The organism is Methylobacterium sp. WL69 (assembly GCF_008039485.1).
Lineage (GTDB): Bacteria > Pseudomonadota > Alphaproteobacteria > Rhizobiales > Beijerinckiaceae > Methylobacterium.
Window position 1 is genome coordinate 1 of record NZ_VRUZ01000116.1, and the last position, 11,252, is coordinate 11,252.

At 70.3% G+C, this 11,252-nt stretch carries 12 protein-coding genes; all 12 read left to right on the forward strand.

What is annotated here, in order from left to right; translation table 11 throughout:
• Window positions 1-157 precede the first annotated feature (157 nt).
• Complete coding sequence (locus FV218_RS20155; protein ID WP_147711297.1) at window positions 158-1,027, forward strand: polyprenyl synthetase family protein; 870 nt, start codon at window positions 158-160, stop codon at window positions 1,025-1,027.
• Window positions 1,028-1,043: 16 nt separating this feature from the next.
• Complete coding sequence (locus FV218_RS20160; RefSeq protein ID WP_147711298.1) at window positions 1,044-2,240, forward strand: methyltransferase; 1,197 nt, start codon at window positions 1,044-1,046, stop codon at window positions 2,238-2,240.
• A gap of 82 nt (window positions 2,241-2,322) precedes the next feature.
• Window positions 2,323-3,255, forward strand: coding sequence for a chlorophyll synthesis pathway protein BchC (gene bchC / locus FV218_RS20165; RefSeq protein ID WP_147711299.1), 933 nt, complete (start codon window positions 2,323-2,325; stop codon window positions 3,253-3,255).
• The gene (locus tag FV218_RS20170; protein WP_056168743.1) at window positions 3,252-4,253 is read left to right on the forward strand and encodes a chlorophyllide a reductase iron protein subunit X; all 1,002 of its coding nucleotides are present in this window, start codon (window positions 3,252-3,254) and stop codon (window positions 4,251-4,253) included. The genes bchC and FV218_RS20170 overlap by 4 nt, the downstream gene beginning before the upstream one ends.
• Before the next feature lie 6 nt (window positions 4,254-4,259).
• Window positions 4,260-5,837, forward strand: a complete 1,578-nt coding sequence (bchY, locus tag FV218_RS20175; protein WP_147711301.1) for a chlorophyllide a reductase subunit Y — start codon at window positions 4,260-4,262, stop codon at window positions 5,835-5,837.
• Entirely contained in the window at window positions 5,837-7,303 is a 1,467-nt protein-coding gene (gene bchZ, locus FV218_RS20180) for a chlorophyllide a reductase subunit Z (protein ID WP_056096643.1), read from the forward strand. Before bchY ends, bchZ begins: the two co-directional genes overlap by 1 nt.
• 103 nt (window positions 7,304-7,406) lie before the next feature.
• A complete protein-coding gene (locus FV218_RS20185) occupies window positions 7,407-7,622 on the forward strand; it encodes a hypothetical protein (protein ID WP_056096641.1) in 216 nt (71 codons plus the stop codon).
• A gap of 162 nt (window positions 7,623-7,784) precedes the next feature.
• Window positions 7,785-8,006, forward strand: coding sequence for a light-harvesting antenna LH1, beta subunit (pufB, locus tag FV218_RS20190; protein ID WP_056096638.1), 222 nt, complete (start codon window positions 7,785-7,787; stop codon window positions 8,004-8,006).
• A 12-nt stretch (window positions 8,007-8,018) separates the two neighbouring features.
• The gene (gene pufA, locus FV218_RS20195) at window positions 8,019-8,207 is read left to right on the forward strand and encodes a light-harvesting antenna LH1, alpha subunit (protein ID WP_091972319.1); all 189 of its coding nucleotides are present in this window, start codon (window positions 8,019-8,021) and stop codon (window positions 8,205-8,207) included.
• Window positions 8,208-8,316: 109 nt separating this feature from the next.
• Entirely contained in the window at window positions 8,317-9,141 is an 825-nt protein-coding gene (gene pufL / locus FV218_RS20200; RefSeq protein WP_056096633.1) for a photosynthetic reaction center subunit L, read from the forward strand.
• A gap of 15 nt (window positions 9,142-9,156) precedes the next feature.
• Window positions 9,157-10,137: a photosynthetic reaction center subunit M gene (pufM, locus tag FV218_RS20205; protein WP_056096630.1), complete on the forward strand. Its 981-nt coding sequence runs from the start codon at window positions 9,157-9,159 to the stop codon at window positions 10,135-10,137.
• The coding region (gene pufC / locus FV218_RS20210; RefSeq protein WP_147711303.1) for a photosynthetic reaction center cytochrome PufC at window positions 10,134-11,252 on the forward strand (1,119 nt) is incomplete at its 3' end. The genes pufM and pufC, both read left to right, overlap by 4 nt.

The following is an 11,252-nucleotide window of genomic DNA, read 5'->3' on the forward strand; positions in this document are numbered from 1 at the left end:
GCCCTGCGGCTCGCCCATGCGGGCCTCGACGTCACCGTGCTGGAGCGCGCCGCCCCTCCGTCACCCAAACCGCACCTTGACGAGTGTCAATATTATCTGACACTTTCTATCGACAAGCGGAAGAGACATTCGCAACACCGATGGGGAGAGACGTCAGATGGATGCCAACCGTCGCATCGAGCGCACCCTCGACGCCGCCGTCGCCCACGCGGAGGCCCCCGGCGCCCCACCGCGCCTCGCTGAGGCGATCCGCTACGCGGTGTTCCCCGGCGGCCACCGCATCCGGCCGCGCCTGTGCCTGTCCGTGGCGCGGGCCTGCGGCGACGACGACCCGGCGGCCTCCGACGCGGCGGCGGCGGCCATCGAACTCCTGCACTGCGCCTCCCTCGTCCACGACGACCTGCCGTGCTTCGACGACGCGCCCCTGCGCCGGGGCCAGCCTTCCGTCCACGCCGCCTTCGGCGAGCCCCTAGCCGTCCTGACCGGCGACGCCCTCATCGTCTCGGCCTTCGAGACCCTGGCGCGGGGCGCGGCGCGCTCGCCGGGGCGGCTGGCCGCCCTCGTCGGCCTCGTCGCCCGCGCGGTGGGCTCGCCCAACGGCATCGTCGCGGGCCAGGCTTGGGAATCCGAGCCCCACGTGGCGCTGGCCGAGTATCAGCAGGCCAAGACCGGCGCCCTGTTCGCCGCCGCGACGGTGACGGGCGCCGCCGCCGCCGGCGCACCGGCCCTGCCGTGGCGCCTGCTGGGGGAATGCCTCGGCGAGGCCTATCAGGTCGCCGACGACCTGCGCGACGTCGCCTGCCGCCAGGAGGAAGTCGGCAAGCCGGTCGGCCGCGACGCCACCCTCGGCCGGCCCAACGCCGCCGCGCTTCTCGGCATGGGCGGGGCCCTCGCCCGCCTCAAGCGCCTCGCCCGCGAGGCCGTGGAGGTCATTCCGGCCTGCCCGGGCGCCGACGCGCTCCGGGCCGAGATCGAGGCGCAGACCCGGCTGTTCCTGCCGGCCAGTCTCGTGCGGGAAATGGCCTGACGGGCGGGTGCCCACCATGGCCACCCCACCGGTGACGGCGGCGGCGGGCGTGGACAAGCTCCCCGGCGACGTCGCGCCGTCGAAGGATTCGTGGCGGGCGCGGTGGCGGGCCTTCCGCACCCGCACCATCGCCCGGCCCGGCTTCCAGCGCTGGGCCGCCGGCTTTCCCCTCACGCGACGGATCGCCCGGGCGAACACGAAGGCGCTGTTCGATCTCTGCGCCGGCTTCGTCTACTCGCAGACCCTGTTCGCCTGCGTACGCCTCGACCTGTTCCGCCTCCTCGCCGACGGCCCCCTGGCGCCCGAGGCCCTGGCCGCGCGCGTCGGCCTCGCGCCGGACCGGGCCCTGCGCCTGCTCAAGGCCGCGGCCGCCCTCGACCTTCTCGCCCGCCTGCCCGACGGCCGCTTCGCCCTCGCCGACCTCGGCGCGGCCCTCATCGGCAACCCGTCGGTGTCGGCGATGATCGAGCATCACGCCCTTCTCTACGCGGACCTCGCCGACCCCGTCGCCCTCCTGCGGGGGGAGGGTCCCACCAACCTGTCCGGCTACTGGGCCTACGCGGAGGCCGCACGCGGCGATCCCGCGAGCGCGGAACCGGTGGCGGCCTACGGCGAACTCATGGGCGCGTCCCAGGCCCTGATCGCGGGGGACATCCTCGACGCCTATCCCCTGCGGGACCATCGCCGGATCCTCGATGTCGGCGGCGGGGAGGGCGCCTTCCTGAAAGCGGCCGCCCGCCACGCCCCCGGCCTCGGCCTGATGCTGTTCGATCTACCCGCCGTGGCGGCGCGGGCGGCCACGCGGTTCGCCGAAGCCGATCTCAGCGCGCGTGCAAAAACCTTCGGCGGCGCGTTCCCGGACGATCCGCTGCCACCCGGGGCGGATGTCGTCACCCTCGTGCGCGTGGTCCACGACCACGACGACGCCAGGGTCCGCGCCCTCCTGCGCGCGGCCCACGCGGCCCTGCCCACGGGCGGGACCCTCCTCATCGCCGAACCCATGGCCGGCACGCCCGGGGCCGAGGCCATGGCCGACGCCTATTTCGGCTTCTACCTCCTCGCCATGGGCACCGGCCGCTGCCGCACGGCCGCCGAGCTGACGGAGCTTCTCACCGAGGCCGGCTTCGGTGGGGTCCGCGAGATCCAGACCCGCCGTCCCCTCCTGACCCGGCTCCTCGTGTCCACCCGATTAGACACCCGAGAGTGTAAGTAATGCTTGACGAATAAAAGTGTCTATCTAGGATGACACATGCGGGCCGCGCTTCGACGGTCCCGGGACGGGGAGGGCCAGAACCATGCGAGCGCGTGCCATCGTCCTCCACGAGCCGGAACGGATCGCCCTCGACACCCTCGCCCTCGACGCTCCCAGTCCGGCCGATGCCGTGGTCGCCGTGCGGTGGAGTGGCATCAGCACCGGCACGGAACGCCTGCTCTGGTCCGGCCGGATGCCGATGTTCCCCGGCATGGGCTACCCCCTGGTGCCCGGCTACGAATCCGTCGGCACGGTCATCGAAGCCGGTGCGGAATCGGGCGTCGCGGTCGGACAGACCGTGTTCGTGCCGGGCGCGCGCTGCTTCGGGCCCGTGCGTGGCCTGTTCGGGGGCGCCGCCTCGCACCTCGTCAGCGCCGGCGCCCGCCTCGTGCCCCTCGACCCCTCCTTGAGCGAGCGCGGCATCCTCTTCGCCCTGGCGGCGACGGCGCAGCATGCGCTGGGCGCCGCCCAGTCCGGCCCCTCCCTCATCGTCGGGCACGGCGTGCTCGGGCGCCTGCTCGCCCGCCTCACCGTCGCGGCCGGCGGCACGCCGGTGGTGTGGGAGACCAATCCCATCCGGGCCGAGGGGGCCGACGGCTACGCCGTGCTCCACCCGGACGCCGACGCCCGGCGCGACTACGCCACGATCACCGACGCCAGCGGCGATGCCAGCCTCCTCGACACCCTGATGGGGCGCTTGGGGTTCGGCGGCGAGATCGTGCTCGCCGGCTTCTACGAGGCGCCGCTGGCCTTCACCTTCCCGCCCGCCTTCCTGCGCGAGGCCCGCATCCGGGTCGCGGCCCAATGGAAGCCCGAGGAGCTCGCCACCGTCGCGGCGCATGTCGCGTCGGGGCGCCTGTCCCTCGACGGTCTCGTCACCCATCGCCAACCGGCCGCCAACGCGGCCGAGGCCTACCGCACGGCCTTCGGCGAGCCCGCCTGCCTGAAGATGATCCTGGATTGGAGTGCCGCATGAACATGCAGCTGAACGGCGCCGCCCTGAAGGCATCGGAAGCGCTTCGCGCCGAGGCCGGCATCGAGCCCGATCCCGTGCCGGTGAAGGCCACCAAGGAGACGCAGATCATCGCGATCTACGGCAAGGGCGGCATCGGCAAGTCGTTCACGCTGGCCAACCTCAGCTACATGATGGCCCAGCAGGGCAAGAAGGTCCTGCTCATCGGCTGCGACCCGAAGAGCGACACCACCTCGCTGCTGTTCGGCGGCCGCGCCTGTCCGACCATCATCGAGACGTCCACCAAGAAGAAGCTCGCCGGCGAGCAGGTCGCCATCGGCGACGTCTGCTTCAAACGCGACGGCGTCTACGCCATGGAGCTCGGCGGGCCGGAGGTCGGGCGCGGCTGCGGCGGCCGCGGCATCATCCACGGCTTCGAACTCCTCGAAAAACTCGGCTTCCACGAATGGGGTTTCGACTACGTGCTGCTCGACTTCCTCGGCGACGTGGTCTGCGGCGGCTTCGGCCTGCCCATCGCCCGGGACATGTGCCAGAAGGTCATCGTCGTCGGCTCCAACGACCTGCAGTCGCTCTACGTCGCCAACAACGTCTGCTCGGCGGTGGAGTACTTCCGCAAGCTCGGCGGCAACGTCGGCGTCGGCGGCCTCGTCATCAACAAGGACGACGGCACCGGCGAGGCCCAGGCGTTCGCGGCCGCCGTCGGCATCCCGGTCCTGGCCTCGATCCCGGCCGACGACGACATCCGCAAGAAGAGCGCGAATTACGAGATCATCGGCCGGCCCGAGAGCCCGTGGGGCTCCTTGTTCGCCGACCTCGCGCAGAACGTCCACGACGCGGCCCCGAACCACCCGACCCCGCTCTCCCAGGACGGGCTGCTCGGCCTGTTCAAGGGCGAGGCCGTGGGCCGGGGCGTGACGCTCGTGCCCGCCACCTTCGAGGACATGTGCGGCACGGCGCACGTGGTGAAGCCGTCCCTCGAAGTCGTCTACGACGAGGTCTGACGCATCATGGCCGTCACCCTCGACATCGCCGATCTGCGCGCCCGTAAGGAGCGTCCGGCCTCGACCCTGGCCCCCATCGTGGCTCCGGCCGAGGTGGTGAACCTCGCCGCCGCGAAGGGCGACGGTCTCGGCTGCCATTCCGGCAAAGCGACCATGCTGGCGGCGGCGGAAGCTGCCGGGATGTCCGACACGCTGGAGCAACTCCGAAAAGATTACCCGGCGGGGCCGCACGACCAGCCCCAGAGCATGTGCCCGGCCTTCGGGAGCTTGCGCGTCGGCCTGCGCATGCGCCGCACGGCAACGATCCTCTCGGGCTCGGCCTGCTGCGTCTACGGGCTGACCTTCACCTCGCATTTCTACGGGGCGAAGCGGAGCGTGGGCTACGTGCCGTTCAACTCCGAGACCCTGGTCACCGGCAAGCTGTTCGAGGACATCCGCGAGGCGGTGTTCGACGTGGCGAAACCCGCCGACTACGACGCCGTCGTGGTGATCAACCTGTGCGTGCCGACCGCCTCGGGCGTGCCCCTGCGGCTCCTGCCGAAGCAGATCGACGGCGTCCGCATCATCGGCATCGACGTGCCGGGCTTCGGGGTACCGACCCACGCCGAGGCGAAGGACGTGCTCGCCGGCGCCATGCTGAAATTCGCCCGCACGGAGGCGGAGCAGGGCCCCGTCCAGGCGCCCCGCACCGGCCGGGCCGAGCGGCCCACGGTGGCGCTCCTCGGCGAGATGTTCCCCGCCGACCCCGTGGTGATCGGCGGCCTCCTCGAACCCTTGGGCCTCGCCGCCGGTCCCGTCGTCCCCACCCGCGAATGGCGCGAGCTCTACGCGGCCCTCGATTGCACGGCCGTGGCGGCGATCCACCCGTTCTACACCGCCTCCATCCGTGAGTTCCAAATGGCGGGCCGCCCCATCGTCGGCTCGGCGCCGGTCGGCCACGACGGCACCGCTGACTGGCTCGACCGCATCGGCGAGGCTTGCGCCGTACCCCGCGCCACCGTGGAGGCGGCCAAGAACCGGCTGCTGCCGATGATCCGGGGGGCGCTCGCCGCGACCCCGATCCGGGGCCGCATCACCCTGTCGGGCTACGAGGGCTCCGAGCTCCTTGTCGGGCGCCTCCTCGTCGAGAGCGGCGCGGATCTGCGCTACGTCGGCACCGCCTGCCCGCGCACGCCCTATGCCGAGGCCGACCGCGACTGGCTCGAGGCGCGCGGCGTCACCGTGCGGTTCCGCGCCTCCCTCGAGGACGATCTCGCCGCGATGATGGAATTCCGGCCCGATCTCGCCATCGGCACCACCCCTGTGGTGCAGAAGGCCAAGGCCCTGGCGATTCCGGCCCTGTACTTCACCAACCTCATCTCGGCCCGCCCGCTCATGGGCGTCGCCGGCGCCGGGTCGCTCGCCAAGGTCATCAACGCGGCCATCGGCAACCGGCCCCGCTTCGACGCCATGCGGGCCTTCTTCGAGGGCGTCGGCGAGGGCCACGCCGCCGGCATCTGGGAAGACGTGCCGCAGCTGCGCAAGGCCGTCGCCGCCGCGACGCGGGGCAAGCCCGCCCACGATCCGATCGGGGAGATGGCCTGATGCTCGTCCTCGATCACGACCGGGCCGGCGGCTACTGGGGCGCCGTCTACGTCTTCACCGCCATCAAGGGCCTGCAGGTCGTCATCGACGGACCCGTGGGCTGCGAGAACCTGCCCGTCACCTCGGTGCTGCACTACACCGACGCCCTGCCGCCGCACGAGCTGCCCATCGTCGTCACCGGGCTGGCGGAAGAGGAGCTCGGCCGCCACGGCACGGAAGCCGCGATGAAGCGGGCGCATTCGACCCTCGATCCGGGCCAGCCCAGCGTGGTCGTCACCGGCTCCATCGCCGAGATGATCGGCGGCGGCGTCACCCCGGAGGGCACCAACCTGCAGCGCTTCCTGCCGCGCACCATCGACGAGGACCAGTGGCAGGCCGCCGACCGGGCCATGGCCTGGCTCTGGCAGGAATACGGCGCCAAACGCTTCGCCAAGAAGGGTATCCCGGCTCGGCCCGAGCGCAAGGCCGGCGAGCGCCCCCGCGTCAACCTCATCGGTCCGGCCTACGGCACCTTCAACATGCCGTCCGACCTCGCCGAGATCCGCCGCCTCGTCGAGGGCATCGGCGCCGAGGTCAACCTTGCGTTCCCCCTAGGCTCGCACCTCGCCGACGTTCCGAAGCTCGTGAACGCGGACGCCAACATCTGCCTCTACCGCGAGTTCGGGCGCCTGCTCTGCGAGGCCCTGGAGCGGCCCTACCTGCAGGCGCCCATCGGCATCCACTCGACCACCCAGTTCCTGCGCTCGCTGGGCGAAATCCTCGGCCTCGACCCCGAGCCGTTCATCGACCGCGAGAAGCACACCACCATCAAGCCGGTCTGGGACTTGTGGCGCTCGGTGACCCAGGACTTCTTCGGTACGGCGAGCTTCGGCATCGTGGCGAGCGACACCTACGCCCGCGGCGTGCGCCACTTCCTCGAAGACGAGATGGGCCTGCCCTGCCATTTTTCGGTGTCCCGCAAAGCCGGTGAGAAGACCGACAACGGAACGATCCGCGACCTGATCGCGAAAAATCCGCCCCTGGTGCTATTCGGCTCGTTCAACGAGCGGATGTACGCGGCGGAAGCCGGCGCGCGGGCGATCTTCGTCCCGGCCTCGTTCCCCGGCGCCATCATCCGGCGTCACACCGGCACGCCGTTCATGGGGTTCTCGGGCGCGACCTACCTCGTCCAGGAGGTCTGCAACGCCCTGTTCGACATGCTCTTCCACATCCTGCCCCTCGCCCGCGACATGGACGCCGTCGAGGCGACGCCGGCGCGGCTCCACCGCGAGCTGCCCTGGGACGAAGCGGCACGGGCCGATCTCGACGCCCTGGTGGAGTCCCACCCGGTGCTGGTGCGGATCTCGGCGGCCAAGCGCCTGCGCGATGCCGCCGAACGGGCCGCGCGCCGCGAGGACGCCCCCCGCGTCACCCCCGATCACGTGGCGCGCGCCCGCGCCGACACGGCCCTCGGGGCCGCCGCATGAACGCGCGGGCCCACTCCCTTCCCGGCTGGAACGGCGCGGCGCCGTCCAACCGGTTCCTGCCGACGCCCGCGCCGCAACGATCCGCCCACAGGAGACGTGCCCCATGCAACGCTCGCTGAACCCGGTCTCCCGCCTGCATCAGGACGCGGTCCAGTTCCGCCTCATCCTGGCGGCGACCTACCCGTTCTTCCTCGCCGCCGCCTGCATGCAGCGCGTGATGCCGGCCCATCCGGTCGGGATCGCGCCGCAGCGGCGCTCGGTCTTCGCCGAGGCGCGCAGCATGGCCGTCTCGGCCATCCCTTTCGTCTTCATGGGATGATTCGCGTCTTCATGGGGTGAATTGCCTCTCGGGCGCGGCCCTTCCGCCAGCCCGCCACCGACCTCCCATCCGTCGCACGGAGGGAAGGACCGCCGGAGTCCGTCGAGGCCCCGGTGACAGCCGCCGCGCTCCCGCGCGGCCAGACCCACGGAGGTTCAACCGATGGCCAACGGCATAGTCGAGAAACCCAGCAGCCTGTCCGGGCTGACGGAACCCGAAGCCAAGGAGTTCCACGCGATCTTCCTGACGAGCTTCATCATCTTCACGGCCATCGCCGTGGTCGCCCACATCCTCGTGTGGATGTGGCGTCCGTGGCTGCCGGGACCCAAGGGCTACGCGGCCCTGGAGACGGCGGCCCAGACCGTCGCCTCGCTCATCTCCTGAGGAGGACGCACCATGCACAAGGTTTGGCTCCTGTTCGATCCGCGCCGCACCCTGGTGGCGCTGTTCACCTTCCTGTTCGTCCTGGCCCTGCTGATCCACTTCATCCTGCTCAGCACCGACCGGTTCAACTGGCTGGAAGGCCCCAAAGCCCCGCGCGCGGCCAACGCCCAGAGCCTCGTCCTGCCGACGATGCCCGCCTGACGGGCGCCCGAGCCAAGGTCAGCGGGCGGGCGGCCGATCCTTATCGGCCCCCGCCCGCGCCACTCCCAAGAAAACCCGAGAAGAACCGTGGCGCCGGGAGGGTTTCGCGATGGCGATGCTGAGTTTTGAACGAAAATACCGCGTCCGCGGCGGCACGCTGATCGGCGGAGACCTGTTCGATTTCTGGGTGGGGCCGTTCTACGTCGGCTTCTTCGGCGTCACGACGCTGTTCTTCTCCGTGCTCGGCACGGCGCTGATCCTCTACGGCGCCGCCCTCGGCCCGACCTGGAACATCTGGCAGATCAACATCGCGCCGCCCGACCTGAAATACGGCCTGGCGCTCGCCCCCCTCAAGGAGGGCGGCCTCTGGCAAATCATCACATTCTGCGCCGTCGGGGCGTTCTCGTCCTGGGCCCTGCGCGAGGTCGAGATCTGCCGCAAGCTCGGCATCGGCTACCACGTGCCCTTCGCCTTCTCGGTGGCGATCCTCGCCTACGTCTCCCTCGTGGTGGTCCGGCCGCTCCTCATGGGCGCCTGGGGCCACGGCTTCCCCTACGGCATCCTCTCCCACCTCGATTGGGTGTCGAACACCGGCTACCAGTACCTGCACTTCCACTACAATCCGGCGCACATGCTGGCCGTGTCGTTCTTCTTCACGACGACGCTGGCCCTCTCCCTCCACGGCTCCCTGATCCTGTCCTCGACCAATCCAGGCAAGGGCGAAGTGGTGAAGACGCCCGAGCACGAGGACACCTTCTTCCGCGACACCATCGGCTACTCCATCGGAACGCTCGGCATCCATCGGCTCGGCCTGTTCCTCGCCCTGTCGGCGGGCTTCTGGAGCGCCGTCTGCATCGTCATCAGTGGCCCGTTCTGGACCCGTGGCTGGCCGGAATGGTGGGGCTGGTGGCTCAATCTCCCGGTCTGGCGCTGAGGGGGGAACCGAACAATGGCCTACTACCAGAACATCTTCTCGGAAGTGCAAGTTCGCCCGGTGACGCCGGAACTCGGCATCCCGCTGCCCTCCGGCAGTCATCGTTGGGGCAAGCCGTTCAACTCCTACCTGATCGGCCTCATCGGTAACGCCCAGGTCGGCCCGATCTACATCGGCTACCTCGGCGCGCTCTCCTTCGCCTGCGGTCTCATTGCCTTCGAGATCATCGGCCTCAACATGTGGGCGAGCGTGAACTGGGACCCGGTGCAGTTCGTGCGCCAGCTCCCCTGGCTCGCCCTGGAGCCGCCGCGCCCGCAATACGGGCTCCGGGTCCTGCCGCCGCTGGCCGAGGGGGGATGGTGGCTCATCGCCGGCTTCTTCCTCACGGCCTCGGTGCTGCTGTGGTGGCTGCGCCTGTTCCGCCGGGCCAAGGCGCTCGGCCTCGGCTACCACGTGCCCTGGGCGTTCGCCTCCGCCATCTGGCTGTTCCTCGTGCTCGGCTTCATCCGGCCGGTGCTGATGGGCTCGTGGAGCGAGGCGGTGCCGTTCGGCATCTTCCCGCACCTCGATTGGACCGCCGCGTTCTCGCTGCGCTACGGCAACCTGTTCTACAACCCGTTCCACATGCTCTCGATCGTGTTCCTCTACGGATCGACGCTGCTGTTCGCCATGCACGGCGGCACCATCCTGGCGGTGAGCCGCTTCGGCGGCGAGCGTGAGATCGACCAGATCGTCGATCGCGGCACGGCGACCGAGCGCGCCGCCCTGTTCTGGCGCTGGACCATGGGCTTCAACGCCACCATGGAATCGGTCCACCGCTGGGCCTGGTGGTTCGCGGTGCTCACCACCCTGACCGGCGGCATCGGCATCCTGCTCACCGGCACGGTGGTCGACAACTGGTACCTCTGGGCGGTCAAGCACGGCGTCGCCCCGGCCTACCCGCAGGTCTACGCGCCCATCGTCGATCCCCTGAGCCAGCCCGGAGGGACCCCATGAAGACCTTCTTCGTCGTCCTCGGGGCCTCCATCGCCTTCTTCCTCACGGTGGCGATGGTCGGGTTGACCGATTGGGACCGGCCGCCGCTCACCACCACCCAGAACGGCTTTCGCGGCACCGCGATGGCGCAGATCCACACCCGCGACGGCGTCGCGGAGAAGAAGGACGCCAACGTGGCGCCGGCGCCCGCCGACCCGGCCGAGCCCGGCGAGGAACTGGCCGGCACCACCTACGAGAACGTCCAGGTCCTCAAGAACGTCAGCGTGAACGAGTTCAACCGCCTGATGGTCTCGATGACCGAGTGGGTCAGCCCGGAGCAGGGCTGCACCTACTGCCACAACACCGAGAACATGGCCGACGACAGCCTCTACCAGAAGAAGGTCGCCCGCCGGATGTTGCAGATGACCCAGCATCTCAACAGCGATTGGAAGGCCAACCACACGGGCGGCGCCGGCGTCACCTGCTACACCTGCCACCGCGGCCAGCCCGTGCCGGCCAACATCTGGTTCACCAATCCCGGCCCGAACCACACCTCGGGATTCGTGTCCCGCAACAACGGACAGAACATGGCGGCGCCCTCCGTCGGCCTCGCCTCGCTGCCCTACGACACCCTGACGGAATACCTCGCCGACAAGTCCATCGACAACAACGCCATCCGGGTGAACGCCACCACGGCGCTGCCCACCACCAAGGGCAAGCCGATCCAGGATGCGGAGAAGACCTACGGCCTGATGATCCACATGTCGGAAGGGCTCGGGGTCAACTGCACCTTCTGCCACAACACCCGGGCCATCTCGAACTGGCAGCAGAGCACGCCCCAGCGCACCACCGCCTGGCACGGCATCCGCATGGTGCGGGACATCAACGGCACCTTCATGGAGCCCCTGACCTCGACGTTCCCGAAATACCGCCTCGGCGTCCTCGGCGACGTGCCCAAGGTGAACTGCACCACCTGCCACAACGGCCAGAGCAAGCCGCTCAACGGTGCCCACGTGGTCGACGCCTATCCGGAGCTGACCAAGACCACGGTGGCCGAGGTGACGAAGGCTCCGGCCCCCGACGCACCGCCGGCCGGGACGCCTGCCGCCCCCGCGACGCCGCCCGCGGCTCCGGCC

Bases quoted from the DNA above. Each gene is read 5' to 3' on its own strand.
- FV218_RS20155 (WP_147711297.1), top strand. From the start codon at position 158: ATGGATGCCAACCGTCGCATCGAGCGCACCCTCGACGCCGCCGTCGCC.
- FV218_RS20160 (WP_147711298.1), top strand. From the start codon at position 1,044: ATGGCCACCCCACCGGTGACGGCGGCGGCGGGCGTGGACAAGCTCCCC.
- bchC (WP_147711299.1), top strand. From the start codon at position 2,323: ATGCGAGCGCGTGCCATCGTCCTCCACGAGCCGGAACGGATCGCCCTC.
- FV218_RS20170 (WP_056168743.1), top strand. From the start codon at position 3,252: ATGAACATGCAGCTGAACGGCGCCGCCCTGAAGGCATCGGAAGCGCTT.
- bchY (WP_147711301.1), top strand. From the start codon at position 4,260: ATGGCCGTCACCCTCGACATCGCCGATCTGCGCGCCCGTAAGGAGCGT.
- bchZ (WP_056096643.1), top strand. From the start codon at position 5,837: ATGCTCGTCCTCGATCACGACCGGGCCGGCGGCTACTGGGGCGCCGTC.
- FV218_RS20185 (WP_056096641.1), top strand. From the start codon at position 7,407: ATGCAACGCTCGCTGAACCCGGTCTCCCGCCTGCATCAGGACGCGGTC.
- pufB (WP_056096638.1), top strand. From the start codon at position 7,785: ATGGCCAACGGCATAGTCGAGAAACCCAGCAGCCTGTCCGGGCTGACG.
- pufA (WP_091972319.1), top strand. From the start codon at position 8,019: ATGCACAAGGTTTGGCTCCTGTTCGATCCGCGCCGCACCCTGGTGGCG.
- pufL (WP_056096633.1), top strand. From the start codon at position 8,317: ATGGCGATGCTGAGTTTTGAACGAAAATACCGCGTCCGCGGCGGCACG.
- pufM (WP_056096630.1), top strand. From the start codon at position 9,157: ATGGCCTACTACCAGAACATCTTCTCGGAAGTGCAAGTTCGCCCGGTG.